25 protein-coding genes, 4 tRNA genes and 3 pseudogenes are annotated in these 21,135 nt (G+C 53.1%); 8 read left to right on the top strand and 24 right to left on the bottom strand.

Annotation, left to right across the window (positions count from 1 at the left end; genetic code table 11):
- Positions 1-111: 111 nt before the first annotated feature.
- From DXA70_RS04560 to DXA70_RS04545, 4 genes are all read right to left on the bottom strand, one after another.
- Positions 112-187, bottom strand: a tRNA-Phe gene (locus DXA70_RS04560).
- A 9-nt stretch (positions 188-196) separates the two neighbouring features.
- Positions 197-270: transfer RNA gene (locus DXA70_RS04555), tRNA-Asp, on the bottom strand.
- A 3-nt stretch (positions 271-273) separates the two neighbouring features.
- Positions 274-349: transfer RNA gene (locus DXA70_RS04550), tRNA-Val, on the bottom strand.
- Positions 350-356: 7 nt separating this feature from the next.
- Positions 357-432, bottom strand: a tRNA-Gly gene (locus DXA70_RS04545).
- A gap of 284 nt (positions 433-716) precedes the next feature.
- Between DXA70_RS04545 and DXA70_RS04540 the strand changes: the two genes are divergently transcribed.
- Both DXA70_RS04540 and gltA read left to right on the top strand, forming a co-directional pair.
- Positions 717-1,559 carry a sulfide/dihydroorotate dehydrogenase-like FAD/NAD-binding protein gene (locus DXA70_RS04540; protein ID WP_112115356.1) on the top strand — a complete coding sequence of 281 codons (843 nt, stop codon included), beginning with the start codon at positions 717-719 and terminating at the stop codon, positions 1,557-1,559.
- Between the two features lies 1 nt (position 1,560).
- Positions 1,561-2,954, top strand: a pseudogene (gene gltA, locus DXA70_RS04535) (NADPH-dependent glutamate synthase).
- Positions 2,955-3,048: 94 nt separating this feature from the next.
- On the opposite strand, the gene DXA70_RS04530 reads toward gltA, so the two are convergent.
- Positions 3,049-3,399, bottom strand: a complete 351-nt coding sequence (locus DXA70_RS04530; RefSeq protein WP_181566992.1) for a cupin domain-containing protein — start codon at positions 3,397-3,399, stop codon at positions 3,049-3,051.
- 322 nt (positions 3,400-3,721) lie between these two features.
- Between DXA70_RS04530 and DXA70_RS04525 the strand changes: the two genes are divergently transcribed.
- From DXA70_RS04525 to DXA70_RS04510, 4 genes and pseudogenes are all read left to right on the top strand, one after another.
- The gene (locus DXA70_RS04525) at positions 3,722-4,351 is read left to right on the top strand and encodes a TetR/AcrR family transcriptional regulator (protein WP_278321313.1); all 630 of its coding nucleotides are present in this window, start codon (positions 3,722-3,724) and stop codon (positions 4,349-4,351) included.
- Between the two features lie 150 nt (positions 4,352-4,501).
- On the top strand, positions 4,502-4,927 hold the full coding sequence (locus DXA70_RS04520) for an RNHCP domain-containing protein (RefSeq protein ID WP_128117731.1): 426 nt from the start codon (positions 4,502-4,504) through the stop codon (positions 4,925-4,927).
- 108 nt (positions 4,928-5,035) lie between these two features.
- Positions 5,036-5,781: pseudogene (locus DXA70_RS04515) on the top strand (GNAT family N-acetyltransferase).
- A gap of 17 nt (positions 5,782-5,798) precedes the next feature.
- Positions 5,799-6,344: a GNAT family N-acetyltransferase gene (locus DXA70_RS04510; protein WP_128117730.1), complete on the top strand. Its 546-nt coding sequence runs from the start codon at positions 5,799-5,801 to the stop codon at positions 6,342-6,344.
- Positions 6,345-6,457: 113 nt separating this feature from the next.
- Here DXA70_RS04510 and DXA70_RS04505 read toward each other — a convergent pair whose 3' ends face one another.
- Positions 6,458-6,673: a hypothetical protein gene (locus DXA70_RS04505; RefSeq protein WP_199522846.1), complete on the bottom strand. Its 216-nt coding sequence runs from the start codon at positions 6,671-6,673 to the stop codon at positions 6,458-6,460.
- Positions 6,674-6,745: 72 nt separating this feature from the next.
- Entirely contained in the window at positions 6,746-6,976 is a 231-nt protein-coding gene (locus DXA70_RS14115; RefSeq protein ID WP_243001081.1) for a LysR family transcriptional regulator, read from the bottom strand.
- 199 nt (positions 6,977-7,175) lie between these two features.
- On the opposite strand from DXA70_RS14115, the gene DXA70_RS04495 reads away from it, so the two are divergent.
- Positions 7,176-8,462 carry a threonine/serine exporter family protein gene (locus tag DXA70_RS04495; protein ID WP_347553483.1) on the top strand — a complete coding sequence of 429 codons (1,287 nt, stop codon included), beginning with the start codon at positions 7,176-7,178 and terminating at the stop codon, positions 8,460-8,462.
- A 160-nt stretch (positions 8,463-8,622) separates the two neighbouring features.
- On the opposite strand, the gene DXA70_RS04490 is transcribed toward DXA70_RS04495, so the two are convergent.
- From DXA70_RS04490 to DXA70_RS15060, 5 genes are all read right to left on the bottom strand, one after another.
- Complete coding sequence (locus tag DXA70_RS04490) at positions 8,623-9,375, bottom strand: DUF4866 domain-containing protein (protein WP_128117729.1); 753 nt, start codon at positions 9,373-9,375, stop codon at positions 8,623-8,625.
- A gap of 185 nt (positions 9,376-9,560) precedes the next feature.
- On the bottom strand, positions 9,561-10,403 hold the full coding sequence (locus tag DXA70_RS04485) for a class I SAM-dependent methyltransferase (RefSeq protein ID WP_128117728.1): 843 nt from the start codon (positions 10,401-10,403) through the stop codon (positions 9,561-9,563).
- Positions 10,404-10,422: 19 nt separating this feature from the next.
- Positions 10,423-11,106: a class I SAM-dependent methyltransferase gene (locus tag DXA70_RS04480; RefSeq protein WP_128117727.1), complete on the bottom strand. Its 684-nt coding sequence runs from the start codon at positions 11,104-11,106 to the stop codon at positions 10,423-10,425.
- A 22-nt stretch (positions 11,107-11,128) separates the two neighbouring features.
- Positions 11,129-11,740 carry a class I SAM-dependent methyltransferase gene (locus tag DXA70_RS04475; RefSeq protein WP_128117726.1) on the bottom strand — a complete coding sequence of 204 codons (612 nt, stop codon included), beginning with the start codon at positions 11,738-11,740 and terminating at the stop codon, positions 11,129-11,131.
- A 247-nt stretch (positions 11,741-11,987) separates the two neighbouring features.
- On the bottom strand, positions 11,988-12,113 hold the full coding sequence (locus DXA70_RS15060; protein WP_278321315.1) for a hypothetical protein: 126 nt from the start codon (positions 12,111-12,113) through the stop codon (positions 11,988-11,990).
- A gap of 238 nt (positions 12,114-12,351) precedes the next feature.
- Between DXA70_RS15060 and DXA70_RS04465 the strand changes: the two genes are divergently transcribed.
- Positions 12,352-13,188: a hypothetical protein gene (locus DXA70_RS04465; protein WP_128117724.1), complete on the top strand. Its 837-nt coding sequence runs from the start codon at positions 12,352-12,354 to the stop codon at positions 13,186-13,188.
- Between the two features lie 109 nt (positions 13,189-13,297).
- On the opposite strand, the gene DXA70_RS04460 is transcribed toward DXA70_RS04465, so the two are convergent.
- The 12 genes and pseudogenes from DXA70_RS04460 to DXA70_RS04405 form a co-directional block, all read right to left on the bottom strand.
- Positions 13,298-14,056 carry a cyclase family protein gene (locus DXA70_RS04460; RefSeq protein WP_128117723.1) on the bottom strand — a complete coding sequence of 253 codons (759 nt, stop codon included), beginning with the start codon at positions 14,054-14,056 and terminating at the stop codon, positions 13,298-13,300.
- 372 nt (positions 14,057-14,428) lie between these two features.
- Positions 14,429-15,061, bottom strand: coding sequence for an alpha/beta hydrolase (locus tag DXA70_RS04455; protein ID WP_128117722.1), 633 nt, complete (start codon positions 15,059-15,061; stop codon positions 14,429-14,431).
- A gap of 26 nt (positions 15,062-15,087) precedes the next feature.
- Entirely contained in the window at positions 15,088-15,855 is a 768-nt protein-coding gene (locus tag DXA70_RS04450; protein WP_128117721.1) for an EFR1 family ferrodoxin, read from the bottom strand.
- Between the two features lie 140 nt (positions 15,856-15,995).
- Positions 15,996-16,904 (bottom strand): radical SAM mobile pair protein B, encoded by a 909-nt coding sequence (locus DXA70_RS04445; RefSeq protein ID WP_128117720.1) that lies wholly within the window; start codon positions 16,902-16,904, stop codon positions 15,996-15,998.
- Positions 16,892-17,581, bottom strand: a complete 690-nt coding sequence (locus DXA70_RS04440) for a radical SAM mobile pair protein A (protein ID WP_128117719.1) — start codon at positions 17,579-17,581, stop codon at positions 16,892-16,894. The genes DXA70_RS04445 and DXA70_RS04440 overlap by 13 nt, the downstream gene beginning before the upstream one ends.
- Positions 17,578-18,014, bottom strand: a pseudogene (locus DXA70_RS04435) (radical SAM mobile pair system MarR family transcriptional regulator). Before DXA70_RS04435 ends, DXA70_RS04440 begins: the two are co-directional and overlap by 4 nt.
- A 151-nt stretch (positions 18,015-18,165) precedes the next feature.
- Complete coding sequence (locus tag DXA70_RS04430) at positions 18,166-18,378, bottom strand: hypothetical protein (protein ID WP_243001080.1); 213 nt, start codon at positions 18,376-18,378, stop codon at positions 18,166-18,168.
- Positions 18,375-18,668 (bottom strand): flavodoxin domain-containing protein, encoded by a 294-nt coding sequence (locus DXA70_RS04425; protein ID WP_243001078.1) that lies wholly within the window; start codon positions 18,666-18,668, stop codon positions 18,375-18,377. Before DXA70_RS04425 ends, DXA70_RS04430 begins: the two co-directional genes overlap by 4 nt.
- Positions 18,669-18,727: 59 nt before the next feature.
- Positions 18,728-18,871: a hypothetical protein gene (locus DXA70_RS13740; RefSeq protein ID WP_199522852.1), complete on the bottom strand. Its 144-nt coding sequence runs from the start codon at positions 18,869-18,871 to the stop codon at positions 18,728-18,730.
- A gap of 60 nt (positions 18,872-18,931) precedes the next feature.
- A complete protein-coding gene (locus tag DXA70_RS04420; protein ID WP_128117718.1) occupies positions 18,932-19,129 on the bottom strand; it encodes a zinc ribbon domain-containing protein in 198 nt (65 codons plus the stop codon).
- A 149-nt stretch (positions 19,130-19,278) separates the two neighbouring features.
- Positions 19,279-19,872, bottom strand: coding sequence for a sugar O-acetyltransferase (locus DXA70_RS04415; RefSeq protein WP_128117717.1), 594 nt, complete (start codon positions 19,870-19,872; stop codon positions 19,279-19,281).
- A gap of 277 nt (positions 19,873-20,149) precedes the next feature.
- Positions 20,150-21,133, bottom strand: a complete 984-nt coding sequence (locus DXA70_RS04405) for a Gfo/Idh/MocA family oxidoreductase (RefSeq protein WP_128117716.1) — start codon at positions 21,131-21,133, stop codon at positions 20,150-20,152.
- Positions 21,134-21,135 lie beyond the last annotated feature (2 nt).

Genomic DNA, 21,135 nt, shown 5'->3' with positions numbered 1-21,135 from the left:
CCCCGCAAAGACTTGCGGATGCAAGGGTTTGTGGGGAAGAGGAGAAAGTCTGGCGTTCATCACAGCGGTCTTGCTGGCAAGACTGCCTGATGAACCGTAGGACTTTCGACGTGGTGCCTCCGATCGGAATCGAACCAATGACACGGGGATTTTCAGTCCCCTGCTCTACCGACTGAGCTACAGAGGCAAATAAAAGCGACCCGGATCGGGCTCGAACCGACGACCCCCAGCGTGACAGGCTGGTGCTCTAACCAACTGAGCTACCGGGCCACATGGTGGAAGTTAACGGGCTCGAACCGCTGACCCTCTGCTTGTAAGGCAGATGCTCTCCCAGCTGAGCTAAACTTCCACAATAATGGAGCGGCCGACGAGGCTCGAACTCGCTACCTCCACCTTGGCAAGGTGGCGCTCTACCAGATGAGCTACGGCCGCATACTCCATGTGGCGTCCCGGGGTGTTGTTCCCGGCGACGTCGATTATTATACCGCACCCCGGGGCCATTGTCAACCACAAATTTGCATTTTTTTCAATTTTTTTGTTTGGTCAAGTTTGCCGCCGCTGACACGAAGAGAATTTAATTGCAATTCCATCCCAAAACCGTTATAATTATTTTATCAAATTGTTGCCTGAAGGATTCCGCGTCTGTAGCCTGCCGTGCGGGCAGGGCAGACGCGTTTTCATGCACTGAGATCTTGCCAGAAAAAGGAGCAAACGCAATGTATAAGATCACTGAGAAAGTCGCGCTGAACCCCACCGTGACAAAGATGGTCATTGAAGCCCCGCTCATTGCCAAAAAAGCAAAGCCGGGCCAGTTTATCATTGTGCGCCCGTTTGAGGACAGCGAGCGCATCCCCCTGACCGTGGCCGGTTATGACCGCGAGGCAGGCACTGTGGATATCATTTTCCAGATCGTGGGCGGCACCACCATGGAGCTGAACAGCCTCAAGGTGGGCGAGAGCGTCCATGATTTCGTGGGCCCCCTGGGCCGCGCCACCGAGGTGGAGGGCCTGAAAAAGGTCTGCGTGGTCGGCGGCGGCGTGGGCTGCGCCATCGCTCTGCCCATCGCCCGTGAGCTGCACGAGCAGGGCTGCGTGGTGCACAGCGTGGTCGGTTTCCGCAGCAAAGACCTGCTCATCCTCGAGGACGAGTTCAAGGCCTGCAGCGACGAGCTGCGCGTGATGACCGACGACGGCAGCTACGGCACCAAGGGCGTGGTCACTGCTGCCCTGGACGAGCTGGTGGCCGCCGGCAACCAGTACGATCTGGTCATCACCATCGGCCCGCTCATCATGATGAAGTTTGTGGTCAAGACCTGCCAGAAGCATGGCCTGAAGAGCATCGTCTCCATGAACCCCATTATGATCGACGGCACCGGCATGTGCGGCGGCTGCCGCCTGACCGTGGGCGGCCAGACCAAGTTTGCCTGCGTGGACGGCCCCGACTTTGACGGCGACCTCGTGGATTTTGACGAGGCAATGGCCCGCGGCACCATGTACCGCCCCTTTGAGGCCCGCGCCCGCGAAGCAGCCTGCAATCTGCTGAATCAGGAGGTAAAATAAGATGGCTTTCAATATGGACCCGAAGAAATGCCCCATGCCCACCCAGGACCCCAACGTCCGCAACAAGAACTTTGAGGAAGTGGCACTGGGCTACACCGCTGAGATGGCTGTCAACGAGGCCAAGCGCTGCGTCCACTGCAAAAACAAACCCTGCCAGACGGGCTGCCCCGTCGGCATTGATATCCCGGAATTCATCGGCCATGTGGCAGAGGGCGATTTTGAGGCCGCTTATCAGGTCATCAACCGCTCCTCTTCCCTGCCTGCCGTCTGCGGCCGTGTCTGCCCGCAGGAGAGCCAGTGCGAGGGCAAGTGCACCCGCGGCATCAAGAACGAGCCCGTCGGCATCGGCCGTCTGGAGCGCTTTGTGGCCGACTGGCACCGCGAGAATGTCCACACCGCTCCCATCGTTCCCGCGTCCAACGGCCACAAAGTCGCCATCATCGGCGCCGGTCCTGCCGGCCTGACCGCTGCAGGCGATCTGGCCAAGCTGGGCTATAAAGTCACCGTGTACGAGGCCCTGCATGTGGCCGGCGGCGTGCTGATGTACGGCATCCCTGAGTTCCGTCTGCCCAAGGCCATTGTCCAGCAGGAGATCGACGGCCTGAAGAAGATGGGCGTGGATTTTGAGTGCAATATGGTCATCGGCAAGGTGCTCACCATCGACGAGCTGATGGGCGAGTACGGCTATGAGGCCGTTTTTGTAGGCTCCGGTGCCGGCCTGCCCCGCTTTATGGGCATCCCCGGCGAGAGCCTCAAAGGCGTGTACTCCGCCAACGAGTTCCTCACCCGTTCCAACCTGATGAAAGCCTACCTGCCCACCAGCAAGACCCCCATCCGCACCGGCAAGAAAGTGGCTGTTGTGGGCGGCGGCAATGTGGCCATGGACGCTGCCCGCAGCGCTCTGCGCCTGGGTGCTGAGACGGTCTACATCGTTTACCGCCGCGGCATGGCCGAGCTGCCCGCCCGCAAGGAGGAGGTTGAGCACGCCGAGGAGGAGGGCATCATCTTCAAGACCCTTTGCAACCCTGTGGAGATCCTGCCTGATGAGAGCGGTTTCGTCAAGGCTATTACCTGCATCGAAATGGAACTGGGTGAGCCGGATGCTTCCGGCCGCCGCCGCCCCATTGAGAAAAAGGGCAGCGAGTTCACCATGGATGTGGACACTGTCATCATGAGCCTGGGCACCAGCCCCAACCCGCTCATCCGCTCCACCACCCCGGGCCTGGAGACCAACAAGCATGGCTGCATCGTCACCGAGGGCGATGAGGCAAGACCAGCCGCGAGGGTGTGTACGCTGGCGGTGACGCCGTGACCGGCGCCGCTACCGTCATCAAGGCCATGGGTGCCGGCAAGGCCGCCGCCAAGGCCATCGACGAATACATCCAGAGCAAGTAATCCGTAATTTCTCTGTAAAAACAGCACCCTGAGACGCTGCAAAGAGCGTTCAGGGTGCTGTTTTGCTTTGATTCTGGTTCGGTCTGCACTTTGCTTAGACAAAATCCTCCCGCATAGGGGTAAAGATGTCCAGCAGGATACCGGCCTCGGTGCAGACACAGCCGTGCTCCACGCCGTCCTCTTTCAGGATGGTATCCCCTGCCCGGACGGTATGGGTCTCGCCGTCCACGGTAAATTCAAACGCGCCCGACACCACATAGGTGATCTGGGTGTGCGGGTGGTGATGTAAAGCACCCACGGCTCCTTTTTCAAAGGTGTTCTCCACGCACATCAGGCCGTCGGTATAAGCCAGCACCCGGCGGGTGACGCCCGCCCCGGCGGGCTGCGGCAGAGCCTCAGCATGGTAGACCCAGCGCTGTTTCTTTTCAGGCAGATTCATATTCATTTCCTCGTTTTCTGCCGCAATGGCGGCGTTTTTCGTGTTCAGAAACCCATGGAATCTCTGTGACCATTATACTGTATTTTCTTCCCAGATGCAACCGCGGCATCGGCACACTGGCGGAAAGTCTGAATCTTTACTCCTGCCTTTCTCCCACATCTCGGAAGAGCTGCTGGTAAAAAAGTCCGGCAGATTTTCCTCTATCTTTTTATACCAATCGTTCTGCATTGCTTTCATAAAATCCTCTTTCAGAAAAAGCTCTTGACAACGGAAACTTTTTTGATTATAGTAGAGCTAACAAATATTAGTTAGCAAAGGGCGAATGAAAATGGAAGATACTAAGCAGCGCATTCTGGAAAAATCTCTGGAGCTGTTTTCGACCAAAGGGTATGATGCCGTCAGTGTGGGTGAAATTGCAAAGGCGGTCGGCATCAAGGCACCCTCGCTGTACAATCATTTCCCAAGTAAACAGGCCATTTTTGATGCGATTTTGGAGACAACTTCGGCACACTACCAAAAAGACACCGCTGAGATTTCAGTCCATGTACAGGATTCCCAAAAGGATATTCCGGTGTTCTCTCACATCTCGGAGGAACTGCTGGTTGAAAAAGTCCGACAGATTTTCCTTTATTCACTGCACGATAAAACCATCAGCCAGTTCCGCCGGATGATGACGCTGGAGCAGTTCCGCTCCCCAAAATTTGCCGAACTGCTTTCCAAACGCTATGTGGATTGGATGATCTCCTACCATGCAGGCATCTTCCGCGCGCTGGTTGCAAACGGCGAACTGCAAAACGAAGACCCGGATACGCTGGCGTGGATGTACGTTTCCCCCATCATCGTCCTGCTGAGCGTCTGCGACCGTCAGCCAGAACGGGAAGCCGAAAGCCTTGCCAAGCTGGATGCCCATGTAAAGCTGTTCTTCCGGACCTTTAACCTTGAGCACAACGAAAAATGAATCTATCTTTGAATTTTATTTTGTAAGGAGAATTTTTTTGAAACATACAACATTTGCACTGGGACTTGTGGGCTGACCGGGAGGTCTGGCAAAACCGCAAGCCATTCCTCCCGAAGACGAACAGACACAATTCTTCAGGAGGACGATACCATGAATCGTGAAAATAAACGCAAGACCTTTGAAAAAGGTTACTATAAGACCCACGCCTGCAACGACACCTTTACCTGCAAAGTCTGCGGACGGGTCTGCACCCCGCAAAATGCCGGGAGCGACCACCGCAATCATTGCCCCAACTGCCTGTCCAGCCTTCATGTGGACGAAGAACCCGGCGACCGCGCCTCCGACTGCGGCGGCATTATGGAGCCGGTGGCAGTCTGGGTACGCAAAGGCGGCGAGTGGGCCATCATCCACCGCTGCAAACGCTGCGGAAAGCTCAGCTCCAACCGGGTGGCGGCAGACGACAACCCCATGAAGCTCATGAGCATTGCCATGAAGCCCCTGTGCTCTCCGCCGTTCCCGCTGGATTATCTTGAGGAAATGACCGCCTTGATGGGCGGCGATGGCCGGATGCGGTAAGCCGCAGCCAAAAGCGAAAAGGTCGCTGTGTCGGAGAAACGCTCTGCGGTACAGCGGCCTTTTGCAACTTAAGAGGAACTGCAAAAAGAACTTGGGAGGAACCGCAAGATGGACTATATCAGAGTTACCAAAGAAAACATCGACAAGGAACACATCTGTTGTGCCATGTCCGGCAAACAGAGCCTTGCCAAGAAGGAATGGCTCAAGCAGCGCTTTGAAGAGGGGCTTGTTTTTTACCGCAGTGCAGAGCGCGGCAAGTGCTTTATCGAGTATATCCCGGCAGAAAACGCATGGGTGCCCATTGACGCGGCAGGCTGGCTTTATATCAACTGTCTGTGGGTCTCCGGCTCCTTGAAAGGGCACGGCTATTCCAGCGAGCTGCTGGAAGAATGCTTTCGGGATGCCAAGGCGCAGGGCAAAAACGGCGTTTGTATTCTGTGTGCCGAGGGGCGCAAACGGGAGTTTCTCGCTGACCCAAAGTTTTTGACCCATAAGGCTTCAAGGTTTCGGACATCTCCGATTGCGGGATCAACCTCATGTACCTGCCACTTGCAGAGAGTGCCCAGCCGCCAAAATTCAAGGCCTGCGCCAAGCACCCCAAGGTGGAGGAAAATGGCTTTGTCCTCTACTATACTGACCAGTGCCCCTACACCTATTATTGGGTGCCAAAGGTGCAGGAGGCTGCAAAGGAACATGGGATCCCGTTCAAAGCCATCCACATCACAGAGAAAGAGACGGCTCAGAATGTGCCCGCACCGGTCACAACATACGCATTGTTCCGGGATGGGAAGTTTGTGACCCAGAGCATCCAGTCGGACAAGAAATTCTTGAAATTGGCAGACGCAGCGGATTGAACGATTCAGGAGGAAAAATGAAATACGATCAAACGATTATCACTCCAAAAGAGCTAACAGTCCACATCCGAAACGGCGTGGCATCTGATGGAAGCACCGTGCTTGAAAACTTTAATCTGACACACGCAGAAACAGATTATCTGCTGAGTTATCCCGACGAAAATCACTTTGATTCGGAACAGGAAAGCCGTTACTTGGAAAGAAAGGCAGCCAGCCCGAATGAAATTGAGCTGATTGCCTTCGTGAACGGTAAAGTGGCAGGAACTGCCGGAATCGAGGCCATCGGAGCGCAGTATAAAGTGACGCATCGTGCCGAATTCGGCATCAGTATCCTAAAAGACTATTGGGGACTGGGCATTGGACGAGCCTTGATGGAAGCCTGTATCCAATGCGCCAGAACCGCGGGATATGCTCAGTTGGAGCTGGATGTGGTGGCAGAAAACGCAAGAGCGATTTCCATGTATCAGACGGCAGGATTTGTGGAATATGGCAGAAACCCAAAAGGTTTTCGCTCTCGGAACGCTGGATATCAAGAACTGATCTCCATGCGGCTGGAATTGTAAATTTTATCATCGCTCAAGACGCCAGACGCTGCATTGAAAATGCTTATCCTCTCCCCAGCGCACTTTGGGATGGAAAAGAGAATCCACCCCTTTCACGCAGTAACGTATCTACGTCAAAGCAGGGCATTCATCTCCTTGGTGATACCCTCACAGTCGCCGTTCCAGACTGCATCAAACAAAGCATTCCGATTCCACTTCTTCGTACTGTCATCAAACCATTTGATGACTGTTGTTTCAAAAGTCTCTTTGATTTCTGCATTCGGGATCATCAGCGCAACCATACCGTCCGGCAGTTCGCCTTGATAATCCTCTTCACGCGCCTTGGTCAAGCATCCTGTCAGATACAGCGTACTCCAGAGATTATCTTCCGAAGAATGCAGATCGTTCTCCGCTCTTTGCTCTTATTTTATCTGCGGCGCATCCTTTCGCTGCCGGGTGGATCTCAGATATTCCAGCAGCGTCCGGCTCACCACAGAGCTTTCCGTCTTGGAAAGCGCCAGCCCCACTTCCTGTTCCAGCTCCCGGATCGCATTGGTCAGGCTGGGCTGAGAAATATAGAACTGCTGCACTGCATGGCTGATGGTGCCGGTGCCGGCAACAGCCGTGACATAGCGGAGTTGTTGAAGGGTCACGGCAGTTTCCTTTCGGCGTGTTTTTTCCATCCTACCGCAGAGCCGCCAAAAACGCAACGTATTTTCTTCTTTGAAATACCAAACGAACATTGCCGGCATATCCAAGATACGTTTTACCCGCCCTGCAATTTCCCTTATAATAGCACCGCAGTCTTGAAACGACTGCAACATTCCCATATCACAAAGGAGGCTTTCCGGTATGGGACAACGGCAAAGTGAGATCATCAAAAATCACATGGAAGTCTACTGGCACGACTATGCGTCGGCCAGCAAGGGCGTCCCCATTACCGAGGCGGGGCTTGTGGAAAAAGCCTCTGTCATTGGACGCACCGGGCTGATGCTGCTGGAATGCGGCACCGGCGCATGGCGTGTCCGAAGCTCCATGAACACCCTTTCGCGGGAGCTTGGAGTCACAACAACAGCGGACATCGGCCTGTTGTCCATTGAGTTCACCTGCTTTGACGGTGACCAGTGTTATACCCAGTCACTCTGTCTGACAAATACGGGCGTGAATACCTCCCGGCTGAACCGACTGGAGCATTTCGTCAACGACTTCGACCGGGAAGGAAAATTTATGACCGGCGAAGAACTGCACAGCCACCTCGATGAGATCGAGCGCATCCACGGCTTGTATTCGCCCATCGCACTGGGCTTTGCAGCTGCACTGGCCTGCGGCTGCTTCACCTTTCTGCTTGGCGGCGGCATTGTGGAAATGCTGTGTGCCTTCTGCGGTGCAGGCATCGGCAACTTTGTACGGTGCAAGCTGACAAAGCACCATTTCACCCTGTTTCTGGGCATTACGGCGTCGGTCTGTTCAGCAAGCCTCGTGTATGCCATCCTGCTGAAGCTGGCAGAGGTGCTGTTTGCCGTATCGGCGCAGCACGAGGCGGGGTATATCTGCTCCATGCTCTTCATCATTCCGGGCTTTCCGTTCATTACCAGCGGCATCGACCTTGCCAAGCTGGATATGCGCTCCGGGCTGGAACGTCTGGCCTACGCCGTCCTCATCATTCTGGTGGCAACCATGACGGCTTGGATCATGGCACTGCTGCTGCATTTGCAGCCGGTGCAGTTCCCTGCCCTGAGCCTGACACTCCCGGAAGAGATCGTGTTCCGGCTGCTGGCAAGTTTTGGCGGTGTGTTCGGCTTTTCGCTCATGTTCAACAGTCCCCGGAACCTGGCAGTCTGCGCCGCCCTTATCGGTGCGGTAACGAACACGTTCCGGCTGGAGCTGGTGAGCCTTGCGGGCTTTCCGCCCGCTATTGCAGCGTTTCTGGGCGCACTGCTGTCCGGATTGCTGGCCTCCTGCCTGAAGAGCGCCGTCGGTTATCCCCGCATCTCCGTCACCGTGCCGTCCATCGTTATCATGGTACCGGGACTGTATTTCTACCGTGCCATCTATAATCTGGGCATCCTGTCTCTGATGGACTCCGCCACATGGTTTGCAGATGCCATTCTCATCATCGTGGCACTGCCGTTAGGCTGATCTTCGCCCGTATTGTCACTGACAAGACTTTCCGTTATTGCACCTGATGTGCAGCATTTCCATTCTCCCTTATAAGGCAAAACGCAGCGAATCATTTAACGGTTCGCTGCGTTTTGTTTTGCTGTGATGCACTTATAAAGGGAGTTCGTTTACAGGGCGTTTACTCGCCGTAAACGATCTTGGTAGCAGTTTCCACATGGCGTTCCAGCCGGTCGGCAAAGTGTTCCAGCGGCAGAAAAACGCCAAGTTCATCGTAGCGGGTTCCGCCGTCCTTGAGCGTATCCTGTCCATAGTAGACCACGGAACGGGGCAGTGCGTGCTGCAGCTTCATCTGGATATCCCAGACGGTGGAGTAGGCCTCCGCTTCCGTTACCTTCTGCTTCACGGTGTCCGGCAGTTCGTAGATCAGCAGCAGCCCCAAATGCTGGTTGTAGTGGTACTCCACCACATCCATCGAGCCTTCGTCGTAGCCGTGATACTTGCAGTAGCCGCTGGCAAGGTACATTTTTACCTTTTCCTGCTTCTGGAACACCCGGGTGAACCGGTCGTATACTTTGCTGCTCACGGCAACTTTGTTGTTCGGCAAAAGAACGCCGGTATCATCCGTCAGGATCACCGGGTTCGGCTGACCATCGGCGTTGAATTTGAACGGGATCAGGGCAGCGTTCCGTAGCAGGTCAAACATACTGTGCTGGCAGATCGCCATCAGAAAGGCAGACAGATCCTTGTTCTCGTAGGCATTGAACAGCGCTGCGGCAAACTGCTGTGCACTCACGGCCGGCGCGTCCAGTACGTCTGCCATGTCCAGCGAGTCATTGAAAGTATCCATCAGGCGGTGGCAGGCTTCTGGATTTTTCAGGATCTCCCCGAACAGTGCCTCTGCCTTTTCTTCTCTTGGAAATATCGTTGCCATCAAAAAGACCCTCTTTCTGTTTATTTCCAACTACTATTATAGATTCATAATGCCCCGCTGTGAAATACTGCTTTCATATTGCTGCTATATACAGAACACTGTTCCACGAATAGGGGCTGCGGTCAGCTGCTTTTGAAAGGAGCCAGCAAACAGCACCCACATTCCAAAGGGCATTCCGGCATATTTCATTGTCTGTCTCCAAATCCGATCTTCACGATCTGCATTTTCATCCCGTTGTCCCCGACCTTGGCGAGAAACCGGAAAAAGCTGCTGACGGAAGGATCTCTCAAATCGTTGTAACCCAGCATATAGCCCCGGCTGGACACTTGCAAACGGCTGTTCCATGGGGAAAGCTCGCTTTTCGCATCCGAAACCGCGAAATATGCCCCTACATCCTTGATTTTCGCCGTCCTGAGCCATGTTTTCGCGATCATCTTCACCGCCGTACGGTTGGCAGCATCAAAGACCAGCACTCCGCCGGGAAAAGCATCTGCCATCCCCTGCACCAGCGCCTTGACCTGCTCCGTCAGGAAGTAATAGAACACCCCGGAGGCAAAGAACACCGCCCCGCCGGAGGCATCGATCTTGTCAAACCATGCGGGGTCTTTCAGGTCGCAGGGGATGTTTTGCTCCCGCTCCCCGGCGGGCAGCAGCTGCTGCCGCAAGGCGATCACATCCGGGAAGTCCAGATTGTAGATCTTGCATCTGCCGTTGTCGCAGGCTCTGCCGGTGTTATCCAGCCCGCAGCCCAGATTGACCACCGCCGCGCAGGGATGCGTTTTCAGGTACGCCCGCACCTCAAAGGCAAGATCATTCTGCCGCATGGCGACCTCCAGCGCACCAAAGCGCTGCATCAGGCTGCGGGAGTTTTTCTCTGCCTGCGAAAAATCGTAGTCGATCTCGCTCAGCAAGCGCACCGCCGTTTCATCCCGGTAAAGATCCGGATACAGCTCGGTGCACAGCTTCCGGGAATACAGTGGGAGGATCAGCGTCTCCTGCACGGTGTTTTTCTCGATTTTGTATTTCATAGGTCCCTCCCTGTTCTCCTTATTCTGCTTTCCGGCAGACAAACCATGCCATGCTCTTCACTGTTCCAAGTGTTACGGTTGCGTACCGTTTCTCCAGCCGTTTTTTCAAGCTGAAGGCCGTCTCATAGGGCGGTGTGAAGAACCCCGTTCTTTCATAAATGTGCCGGACAAACCAGTCCGTCCGCTTCTGCTCGCCCTTTACATAAAAGCAGCCGCAGAAGATTCCGCCGGGTTTCAGCACCCGATAGGCCTCCCGGTAAGCGGCCTCTTTATCCGGGAACGCGTGAAAGCCGTTCAGCGACAAAACAATATCAAACGCGCCGTCCGCATACGGAAGTGCGCCCACATCCCCCTGCCGGAAGGTCACATTCTTCAGGTGCAGGCGGTCTGCCTTTTCCTGTGCCTGTCCCATCATATCCGCCGAGTAATCCAGACAGGTGATGTCCGCTTTTGGCAGCGTCCTGTAAAGCGGCATGGTCAGAATGCCGGTGCCCACCGGCACCTCCAGCAGCTTGCCGGAGAAATGCTCTGGGATGCCGGACAGTGCCTTTTCCAGATAGGCATCGTTTTCCACTTTGTTCATGTCCCACACCAGACGGCACACCGCGTTCCCGCTCAGGGTGGAGCAGGTGATCATACTATCATAAAAATTGTTGCCGCCTGTCAGCCGATAGGCACCGCGGATTGCTTCTTTTCGTTCCATGCTCCGTCCTCCTTACACTATTTCACCGCTTTTGCGCCGTAACGCAAAGCCAGCCCTTTTTATTTTTGTGGCTTTGGATCTGACAAAATCCTGCTTTTTTCAGATACTCTTTCAGTGCAGTATCCGTATAGATGGTCATGCCATCGATGATCTGCGTCCATTTGTCGTCTTTTGTCGTTTCGCCGTTTGCTTCGTTACAGATGAAAAAGATTCCGCCGGGCTTCAGCACTCGATAGACCCCTCTGAAATTCTGTGCAAGCTCCGGCCAGAAATAGACCGTTTCAAAGGCAGTCACCACATCAAACTGCTCCGCTTCAAACGGCAGTTCTGCCACACTTGCCTGTTGCACGGTACACCGTCCTGCCGCAATGGCTCTGGCATTGACTTTTCGCGCTTTTTCCACGCTGACGGCTGAGTAGTCGATGCCCTGCACCTTGCCGTTGGGGCACAGTTTCAACAGCGTTTTCATGTTCGCTCCACCGCCGCAGCCGCAGTCCAACACCATGGCATCCGGGGCAGGCTGTAAAAAACTCAGCCCCCATTCTGCCATCGCGCTGTGTCCAAAGTTCATCATAGCAACCATGATCTTCCCGCCAAAGCCTACGGGCTTTCGGGTGTTTTCAAAAAAGGACATAACGCCACCCTCTTTCTGTTTACCGTTCAAAATGCAATGCTTTTTACCAGATGCGCCCACTGCACCGGATGACAGGCCAGCAATTCCTCGTGCTGTAAGTTAGGAAAAGCTAACTTTCTGTTCTATAAAAAGCCGCTTCTCAGCGGTCCTTCTGCCAAAATAATACGCCCTGCCGTCTCCTCTGTCAAGAAGTTTATGCATTTTCGGAGATTTCGAAAAAGATTTCGCTTTCGGGAACCCCCAACCGTCACCCCAATGCCACATCCAGCACCATCATCACGCTGAAGCCCACCGCGAAAAATACCGTGCCAATGTTGGAGTGCTGTCCCTGCGACATTTCCGGGATCAGTTCCTCTACCACCACATACAGCATGGCTCCGGCAAAAAGGTCAAGGGCTTTGCGGGATTGAGGATGCAGATCGTTTCCTGCATCGAAAAATTCACCTCTGCAAACTTTCCGGTTTCTACTTGACAACGCCCTGTGGGAGTGCTATTTTTACTTTGTGAATTTGTTTTGCCTAACTATCTAAGGGGTTTTGACCCTGTATTTTTTGCATCAATTGTTAGGTAAAGCTAACTGTTTTTCAAAACTGAGATAGAGGTGTGTTATCATGAGATTGAAAAAAGTATTTGCAGGTGCACTTGCGGCCGCTATGCTGGTATGCGCTGTGGCAGTCCCGGCCTTCGCTGCGGAAGAGGTGGAACAGGAAAACGGCCTGACCTCCAGCTATGTCCAGATGAACATCCCCTACGCCGACTTCTACAAGGCTGCCGGTGTGGACAACGCATCTGAGATCGACGCTGTGACCAGCGCCACCAAGAACAAGACCCGTGCGGGCAACCTTGCCGCCGGTTCCTACCACGTCAACGCGGACGGCTCCGACATCACCGGCGTTTCCTTCCCGGTCAAGGTGCTGACCCCGTGGGCGCTGAAGAACGCAAAGCAGGTCACCGATGCCGACAGCTACGACATTACCGTTACCCTGAAGGGCAAGGAATCCACCACCACCTACACCGGCGCAGATGCCTTGTTTGAGAACGAGAGCTACGCTTACTACAAGCTCCGTGAGACCCCTGCCTACTACATTACCGCATGGTACAATCTGCTGAGCGGCAAGTGGGAGTTTGGCAAGGTCCACGCCACCGAGACCACCGTAGAGGGCACCACTGTGGAGCTGAATACCAACGGTCACCACGCCACCTACGAGATGAAGCTCTCCGGTTTTGATCTGGACTACAAGGCCAACAAGGTCTACGGCGTAGTTCTGACCACCGCCGATGGCAGTGAGTACGGCCTGCATCATGTGACCAACATCTGGCATGGTACCAAGCTGGGCTTCAATGCCGATGATCCTTACTTTGCATCCATCATCGGCAAGACGATTACTCAGATCACCTTCTACGCCGCCGACGGCGTGTATGTCCTGCCGGTCAATGTGGCACTGTGAATACACGGGAAACTGCCTAATTTATTGTAAAATATAACACAAAAGGGCAAGGTCGCTTGGCATCAGGCGGCCTTGCCCTTTTTTATGACATTTTCCCACTTCTCCGCTCTTATTCGGTAATGGCCCAGACCCGTGCGGGCAGACCAGTTGCACCCTCAATGCGGGGATAAGAAACGATGACCACCGCACCGGCAGGCTGAACTTTATCCAGATTTGCAAGCACCTCCACCTGCAGCTTGTCGTTGTCCAGAACATAGCGCTCGCAGGCAAGGTCGCCCTTTTCCTCCGCCACCGCAGAGGAATCGGTATCCAGCGTTTCGTGGCCGTTGGCGGCGGCGTTGCGCACCTTATAGATATACTCCAGTGCTTCCAGCGACCAGCCGGGGGCATTTTCTTTGCCCTCTGCGTCGATGCCGGACAGCGCATCCATATCCGGCCACTTCTTGTACCAGTCGCTGCGCAGAGCCACCAGCGCACCACCCGGGATAGGACCGTACTTTGCTTCATAGGCCTTGATGTCCTCTACCGTCACGGCGTAGCGGGGGTCTTTCTTGGCCTGCTCGGAAATATCGATGACCACCAGCGGGAAAATCAGGTCGTTCACATCGTACTTTTCGGACAATGCTTTGCCCTTGATGAAGTGCCCCGGGAAGTCGATATGGGTACCGAACTGTCCGGGGAATTTGAAAGTCTGGATCAGGCATTCCAGTTCCGGCTTGCCCCAGTCCCACACGGTCTTTGCCAGCTCCACAGAGCCTTCCGGGATGCCGGACCAGTAGGGGCTTTCGTTGTTCAGCGAGTGAGAAAGTTCCACCCAGCGATATTTTTTAGCATTCTTCAGTGCGTTCCACAGTTTATAATCAGCCATTGTCGGTTCTCCTTTTATTGTGACGATGTATGTTCGGGCACTTCTCCCAGACAACGGCATCTTCCTGTTTTTTCTCAGTCTGTCTGCCGGGAATTTGTCTGGGAGCAGCGCATTCGCCCGGGCAGCCTGTGCCGGGCATCTGCTGTATGTTTCATCTGCTTGTGCTCCCTTCCTTGTGTTGGGGATAGTATAAACCCATTTTCGCACCATGTCAATAGGTTTGTCCTCGTAAAGACAACTCTGCCTTTTCGTCAGCCGGTTGCCCGCCGCCATCACCGCGCCGATTCGTGCACCGCAGGTGCTTTCCAAGCAACAGCCTGCGCTGCCTGTTCTTCGAGTTTGCTTGACAGTCCTCGTCTCTCTTTTAATAAATCAGATTGATTCGATATCGTCATAAAATCTCTGTAACACTGCCGCCAATCCCTCCGGAGCTTCTATGTTTGCTTCATGACCTGTTTTTAAAAGTTCACGATAGCAGGAATCGCTCAAATAGCTGGCAAGTTCCTTTGAGGCTTTTTTGTTTGCGTTGTCCTTTTCGCCACAAACGATCAATACAGGACAAGACACCTTACACAATGAATCTCCGAAATCCAATTCTGCCATCGTGCCGCACAAACTGATCACATCTGCTTTTTTGAATCCAAATTTCTTGAACGTTGCATTTGGCATAAAGCGGAAGAGCATATTCTGGAATTTCAATAATTTTTTAGGCATTTTGTATTGTGCCGCAATTAACACAAGTGCCTTTACTTTATCCGGATGGTCTATTGCATAATTAAGTGCCAAAACAGCACCCAGAGAGAGTCCGCATAAAACGATTTCGTCATTTTCCTTATTGCACTCTTCTGAGAATGCAGTATACAGCTCCCCATAGGTGGCCGCTTTTCCTTCCAGCATCTCTGCCAGACTCAAGCAGACGCTGCTGTCCGAGACCGTCGTTTCTTTTATCACTCTATCCCAACTGTCTGGTTTTTGTCCTAATCCATGTAAGTATAAATACTTCATCTACTTTTTACCATCATCGTTTTTCTTCATACGTCTTTCTGCTTTTCCAGTGCTTCAAAGTGGTACCGGGGCTTGCCTTTGCTCTTTTTGCCGTACTCGATGGCCTCTTTGGGGCAATCGCAGATGCAGGCCATGCAGTGGGTGCAGTGTTTGCCCCAGACCGGCTTGCCGTTTTCCAGCCGGATGTTGTTCAGGGGGCACAGCTCCACGCACTTACCGCAGCCGATGCAGGTGTCCGTTGCCCGAAAGGCCTCCGCTTTTACGAAAAAGCAATAGAACACCGGGTTTACCGGGCCGCTCATAAAGCGGTCGTAGAGGGTCTCTCTCGGTGGGGGAAATTCCTGCCCGGCCTTGAGCTGGGTCAGCACCTTCTGAAGTGCTGGCTCTGCCTGCTCCACGATGCTCCGTGCCTCCTCCGCTTGCGGTGCATTAAACATGGCAATGTAGTTTTCCGGCATGATGATCTGGGCTGTGCCCATGTACCGCAGGTGCTTTTGGGCTGCAAGCTGCTGGTTATATTTCGCCGCGTTGCCGATCTCGCTGCCGCAATCCATCACAAACCAGATGCGCTCCGCCCCGGTCAGCGCAGTCTTACCCAGCCACTCCCACACCACCCGGGGGATGCGCCATGCGTAGGTAGGCGTCACCAGCACCACGTCCCGCCCGGTCTGCACCGGGGCGGTATCCCCTGCCTTGATGCAGGTGTTCAGGTCGTAAAGCGGCGTATCCAGCCCTTCGGCAATGCGCCGTGCCAGATACCGGCTGTTGCCGGTTCCTGAAAAATATAGTATCATGGCTGCTCCCTCGTTTTTGTGTGTTTTTTCAGATGCCTGTCTGCCCGGCAAACTGGAATTGTTCTAAATCTTCTCGGTTGCACCTTCTTGCCCTTCGGACAAGGAGTCTCCCTCGTTCAAAGTTCTTACAAAATTTCTGTTTAACGATTTCTTTTTCCGGTATTTTCTGTTCCTCGGATTTCCTCATGATAGAAATAATCCACGATTGCCGGATGTCCCTGCGGGACTCTGCCATAAGGCATTTCATTATCCACAAAGGGACAATCATACTTCTTAGCCATTTCCGCAGCTTTTACTTCAAGCGCTTCAAAGTAGCTGCGGTTATGCTTGTTATAGATCTCATCGTAAAGCGGTACAAGATCAGGATATTTTTCGACGATATAATCCATAATTGTCTTTTTGAAACCGCCTCGAAGATTGAGATTTTCGAGCCAGAACAGATCGCACTGATCCTTTACCCGCTCAAAGATTGCTTCAAAATCTGTGATACCGGGGAATACCGGGGATACGAAACAGACTGTACGGATACCTGCTTCATATACCTGCTTCATAGCAGCGATACGGCGCTCAATGCTAGAAGCAGAGTCCATATCGTTCTTGAAATTTTCATCTAGTGTGTTGATCGACCATGAAACGGTTACTCGTCCAAGCTTCTTCAGCAGATCAATATCCCGTACCACAAGATCCGACTTTGTGCAGATCAGAATATCTGCGTCACTGCCGATCAGCTGCTCCAGAAGTTTTCTGGTATTCCCGAATTGCTCCTCCTGTGGATTGTAGCCATCTGTCACAGAACCGATGACCACCCGCTGTCCGGCATATTTCTTCGGATTCTTAATTTCCGGCCAATGCTTCACATCAAGGAAAGTGCCCCATTCCTCCGTGTGTCCGGTAAAGCGCTTCATAAAAGAAGCATAGCAATACTTGCAGGCATGTGTACAGCCTACATAGGGATTAACCGAGTAACCGCCTACCGGCAGACTGGACTTGGTCATGATGTTCTTTGTTTCCACCTCACGAATGAGGATTCCATCAATTACTTCTGCCATGATCTCTGTACCTCTAACACTTTATTGAATTCTTCTGGCATTTCCTGAATCATATTTTCATCCCCTATGATAGGGACAAGGTCTTCCTTCATAAACACCGGAATGCCGAGCTTATGTGCCTGGTCCGTCAGAGACCATGCCCACTCCGGCTCCGTATGAACCTTCCTGCTCTGAACCCCGGTCATGGTGCCGACAACGATCCAGTTGATTCTGGAAAGGTCAACTGCACCGGGATCGTCGAATAACGGCTCAAAGGTAACATGGTAATGTTTTGCTTTGACGTTTTTCCGAAGGGCGTCGATACGCCATAGTTCTGCTTTCCTCGTCACCGTAACGCCAAACCATGCGTTTTCCAGATCGGTATCAAAATCCAGCAGATCTGGTCGCTTTGTAAGGAATAGGAACTGATGCTGTGGATTTTCACGGATTTTTTCAAATACCTCGTCTCTCCATTCTGACTTCCAGCCGGAAAGATCGCTCATGCCGGTAAGAAGAAAGTTCTGCGGACGTTTCTTTTCCATCATCTTGAGCTTACCCGGAAAGAATTCAGGGTCAGCAAAGTCATCAATCATATGCCAGCGTTTCACATTATTGCGGGCATAGCAATATGCACACCCCACTGTACATCCGATGACGAGATTCATGTTTTGAATCTGATCTTTGATACAAATACTCATGATTTCTGCCACTCCTCAAGATTCTTTCTGATGCGGTCGAGGCATTCCTCAAACTGGGTAATTTCTTCCTCCGAAAAACCTTTGTAGTAAATACTGCCCATTTTATCAGATACAGAATCGTATTCGTCCTTTAAGGCATGTGCTTTTTCAGTCAGAAACAGGAGTGTTTTCCTTTTGTCCGTTTCAGATTGAACACGTCTTATCATCCCTTGATTTTCCATTCTTTCCAGCATCGTAGTAAGAGAAGTTATCGCTAATCCACATTTAATCGAGAGTGACCTGATTGAGATCCATCTTCCTGCCACAGTACATAAAGAATACGCCCTTGGGCTCCGTTAAACGCATCAATATTCTTTTCGCTGAGAATCTTTTCAAAGATTCGATCTCCAAGTTGTTTTATTTTGGTAACAAGAAATCCGCCATTTGTTTTCATCCAAAAGCTCCTATATAGTAGTTTATAAAATCATACTATATAGGAGCTTTATTGTCAACAGTTTGTATGTCTGAGTAGAGGTAAATTCCGAGTTGTCGTTCTCCGTATGCCATAGTCTCCGCACGCAAAAGACCCGCGGCAAGGTGTGTGCTTACACCTCGCCCGCAAACTTCATGCCCCAGCTCATGCGGGTGTCGTACATCAGGCGGGTCAGGGCAAGGCTGTCCTGCGGGGTGTAGCGGTCGCTGCCGGTACGCCCCAGCTTGACGCAGCGGCTTGCTTCCCGGATCTCATACTCAAAGCCGTTGATGTCCACCGGGCAGCGGATGACCTCCGGTGCTTTGCCCTCCACTACCAGCGTCATAGTCTCGGCGTGCTGGAAATCAGGCAGAAAGATGCTGCCTTGGTGCCCACGATACGAGCGTTGCGCTCCGCCCCGGTCAGCGCAGTCTTGCCCAGCCACTCCGACACCACCCGGGGGATGCGCCATGCGTAGGTAGGCGTTACCAGCACCACATCCTGCCCGGTCTGCACCGGGGCGGTATCCCCTGCCTTGATGCAGGTGTTCAGGTCGTAAAGCAGCATCTCCAGCCTTTCGGCAATGCGCCGTGCCAGATACCGGCTGTTGCCGGTTCCCGTAAAATAAAGTACCATGGCTGCTCCCTCATTTTTTGTGTGTTTTTCAGTTGTCTGTCCGCCCGGCAGACTGGAAGTTACCGAAGCGCATCCCCTAATTGAAACAAGCCACTGCGGATACTTTCTCCAGCTCCACCAATAGCCTGCGCTATAATGATTGCGGCAACTATAATTGCCACTGCAACAATAATCTTTCCAATCAAATATTGATATTCTTTCATTTTGATTATCTCCATCTACAAGTATCGATTTTCTCAATTCTCAAAACTGGAAGTTATCGCCTAATCTTTTAAATTAGTTAAATCCTCTAAGTACATTTCTGTATAACCGCACTCTGGGCAGACTGCAACTTTTACATCATCTATAATTGTTGCCTTTTGCTTTTCATCTACACGAACAACAATCCCATAGCCACCACCATTTACTTTAATCCTTAAATCTGATACCATAACTTTTCCGCATTTTGCACATTTTCTCATTGTTTACCACCTCCAAATGTATAAATTAAATTCCGAGTTGTCGGTTTCAGTATACCATGCCTTCTCCCCACAGAAAAGCATGGCGAAAAACAAAAATGTCCCCGGAGGGCTTGTGCGTATGTTTTTCCAGCGTTTCCGATCTGAATTTCTCAGAACAGAATATCCTCCGGCTTGAACTTATCTTTTTCGGTAATGGGGCGGATCACCTTGCAGGGCACCCCTGCAGCGATGACTCCAGCGGGAATGTCATGAGTGACGACGCTTCCCGCCCCGATAACCGAGCCTGCCCCGATGGTAACGCCGCCGCAGATGGTGGAATTTGCGCCGATCCAGACGTTTTCCTCCAGCGTAATGGGTGCCGAGGTGCCAATGCCGTGGCTGCGCTGCTCCGGGTCGATGGCATGACCGGAGCAGGCAAGGCATACGCCGGGGGCAATAAAGGCACCTGCTCCGATATTTACCGGAGAGGTATCCAGAATGACGCAGTTATAGTTGATGACCGCCAAGCCGTGGGTATGGATGTTGAAGCCATAGTCACAGTGGAAATCCGGCTCAATGCCGGTCATGGGAGAGCAGGTGCCTAGCAAGGTCTGCAGGATACTGCGCCGCTTTTCCTGTTCGTTGGGAGCGGTGCGGTTGTACTCCCAGCACAGTTGCTTTGCACGGTTCTGCTCCTCCGTGGGGGTGTTTTCATAGCCACTGACATAAGCGGCAGGGCGTTTCATAATATCCAGAGCGTTCATCGTGTTTGTCCTTTCCATACAGTGTTTTTTCAAGAATTATACCGCATTCTCTGTCGGTGTGTAATAGGCTGCTTTTTTCTCATTTGTTTGTCCGCTTGATCTTCTCCATCGCTTTGCCCTTAGCCAGCTCATCCACCAGCTTGTCCAATAGTGAATCGTTCCGCAACGAGTTTGACAAGTCTTTTTCTTTCGTCGGGCTTTCCTCCACAAATTCCAAGTTGTCGTTCTTAGTGTCCCATGGTTTTCGCACGCAAAAGACCCGCGGCAGGATGTGCGCTTACACCTCCCCCGCAAACTTCATGCCCCAGCTCATGCGGGTGTCGTACATCAGTCGGGTCAGGGCAAGGCTGTCCTGCGGGGTGTAGCGGTCGCTGCCGGTACGCCCCAGCTTGACGCAGCGGCTTGCTTCCCGGATCTCATACTCAAAGCCGTTGATGTCCACCGGGCAGCGAATGACCTCCGGTGCTTTGCCCTCCACTACCAGCGTCATAGTCTCGGCGTGCTGGAAATCCGGCAGAAAGATGCTGCCTTTGGTGCCAAGGATGCGGGCGTTGCGCTCCAGCTCCTGCCCGATGGTCTGGACAGACTCCGCCTTGCAGCCGCCGGGGTAGGTCAGCACAAGGCGGCTGTAATCGTCGGTGCCGTACTCGTTGATGTGGACCTCTTTGGTTTCCACTTTCTCCGGATCCTGTCCGGTAAGGATGCGCAGAAAGCCCAGATTGTAGATGCCGATATCCAGCAGCGCACCGCCGCCCAGACCGGAATCAAACTTGCGGTTCTTCCGGGCACCGGAGGCCACAAAGCCGTACTGGCAGGTAATCTGCTTCAGCTCCCCGATGGTGCCCGCCGCAAGGATCTCGCGCATGCGGTCGTACAGCGGTAGCAGCCAGATCCAGAACGCCTCCATGAGAAAGAGGTGCTTTTCCTCTGCCAGACGATACAGCTCCTGCGCCTGCTCCGGGTTGATGGTAAAGGGTTTTTCGCACAAAACGTGCTTGCCCTGCTCCAAGCAGAGCTTGCAGTTTTCGTAGTGCAGGGTGTTGGGAGTGGCAACGTAGATAGCCTCCACCTCCGGGTCTGCGGCAAGGGCTTCGTAGGAGTCATAGCAGCGGGGAATGCCGTACTGCTGTGCAAACGCCTGGGCACTTTCCAAATGCCGGGAGCCCACGGCAACAAGCTGCTCCCCCTCCGCGCCCATCTGTTCCACCGTAGATGCAAACTTTTTGGCAATGGTGCCGGTCGCTAAAATTCCCCACTTCATAA

Origin of the sequence: Faecalibacterium sp. OF04-11AC (assembly GCF_003460645.1) — a bacterium.
Lineage (GTDB): Bacteria > Bacillota > Clostridia > Oscillospirales > Ruminococcaceae > Faecalibacterium > Faecalibacterium prausnitzii_I.
Note: the sequence above shows the minus strand (reverse complement) of the source record. Positions and strands in the feature narration are given on the sequence as shown.

What these genes read in the sequence shown, in the direction of transcription:
- DXA70_RS04540 (WP_112115356.1), top strand. Translation starts at nt 717, where the DNA reads ATGTATAAGATCACTGAGAAAGTCGCGCTGAACCCCACCGTGACAAAG.
- DXA70_RS04530 (WP_181566992.1), bottom strand. Translation starts at nt 3,399, where the DNA reads ATGAATATGAATCTGCCTGAAAAGAAACAGCGCTGGGTCTACCATGCT.
- DXA70_RS04525 (WP_278321313.1), top strand. Translation starts at nt 3,722, where the DNA reads ATGGAAGATACTAAGCAGCGCATTCTGGAAAAATCTCTGGAGCTGTTT.
- DXA70_RS04520 (WP_128117731.1), top strand. Translation starts at nt 4,502, where the DNA reads ATGAATCGTGAAAATAAACGCAAGACCTTTGAAAAAGGTTACTATAAG.
- DXA70_RS04510 (WP_128117730.1), top strand. Translation starts at nt 5,799, where the DNA reads ATGAAATACGATCAAACGATTATCACTCCAAAAGAGCTAACAGTCCAC.
- DXA70_RS04495 (WP_347553483.1), top strand. Translation starts at nt 7,176, where the DNA reads ATGGGACAACGGCAAAGTGAGATCATCAAAAATCACATGGAAGTCTAC.
- DXA70_RS04490 (WP_128117729.1), bottom strand. Translation starts at nt 9,375, where the DNA reads ATGGCAACGATATTTCCAAGAGAAGAAAAGGCAGAGGCACTGTTCGGG.
- DXA70_RS04485 (WP_128117728.1), bottom strand. Translation starts at nt 10,403, where the DNA reads ATGAAATACAAAATCGAGAAAAACACCGTGCAGGAGACGCTGATCCTC.
- DXA70_RS04480 (WP_128117727.1), bottom strand. Translation starts at nt 11,106, where the DNA reads ATGGAACGAAAAGAAGCAATCCGCGGTGCCTATCGGCTGACAGGCGGC.
- DXA70_RS04475 (WP_128117726.1), bottom strand. Translation starts at nt 11,740, where the DNA reads ATGTCCTTTTTTGAAAACACCCGAAAGCCCGTAGGCTTTGGCGGGAAG.
- DXA70_RS15060 (WP_278321315.1), bottom strand. Translation starts at nt 12,113, where the DNA reads ATGCTGTATGTGGTGGTAGAGGAACTGATCCCGGAAATGTCGCAGGGA.
- DXA70_RS04465 (WP_128117724.1), top strand. Translation starts at nt 12,352, where the DNA reads ATGAGATTGAAAAAAGTATTTGCAGGTGCACTTGCGGCCGCTATGCTG.
- DXA70_RS04460 (WP_128117723.1), bottom strand. Translation starts at nt 14,056, where the DNA reads ATGGCTGATTATAAACTGTGGAACGCACTGAAGAATGCTAAAAAATAT.
- DXA70_RS04455 (WP_128117722.1), bottom strand. Translation starts at nt 15,061, where the DNA reads ATGAAGTATTTATACTTACATGGATTAGGACAAAAACCAGACAGTTGG.
- DXA70_RS04450 (WP_128117721.1), bottom strand. Translation starts at nt 15,855, where the DNA reads ATGATACTATATTTTTCAGGAACCGGCAACAGCCGGTATCTGGCACGG.
- DXA70_RS04445 (WP_128117720.1), bottom strand. Translation starts at nt 16,904, where the DNA reads ATGGCAGAAGTAATTGATGGAATCCTCATTCGTGAGGTGGAAACAAAG.
- DXA70_RS04440 (WP_128117719.1), bottom strand. Translation starts at nt 17,581, where the DNA reads ATGAGTATTTGTATCAAAGATCAGATTCAAAACATGAATCTCGTCATC.
- DXA70_RS04430 (WP_243001080.1), bottom strand. Translation starts at nt 18,378, where the DNA reads ATGACGCTGGTAGTGGAGGGCAAAGCACCGGAGGTCATCCGCTGCCCG.
- DXA70_RS04425 (WP_243001078.1), bottom strand. Translation starts at nt 18,668, where the DNA reads ATGGTACTTTATTTTACGGGAACCGGCAACAGCCGGTATCTGGCACGG.
- DXA70_RS13740 (WP_199522852.1), bottom strand. Translation starts at nt 18,871, where the DNA reads ATGAAAGAATATCAATATTTGATTGGAAAGATTATTGTTGCAGTGGCA.
- DXA70_RS04420 (WP_128117718.1), bottom strand. Translation starts at nt 19,129, where the DNA reads ATGAGAAAATGTGCAAAATGCGGAAAAGTTATGGTATCAGATTTAAGG.
- DXA70_RS04415 (WP_128117717.1), bottom strand. Translation starts at nt 19,872, where the DNA reads ATGAACGCTCTGGATATTATGAAACGCCCTGCCGCTTATGTCAGTGGC.
- DXA70_RS04405 (WP_128117716.1), bottom strand. Translation starts at nt 21,133, where the DNA reads ATGAAGTGGGGAATTTTAGCGACCGGCACCATTGCCAAAAAGTTTGCA.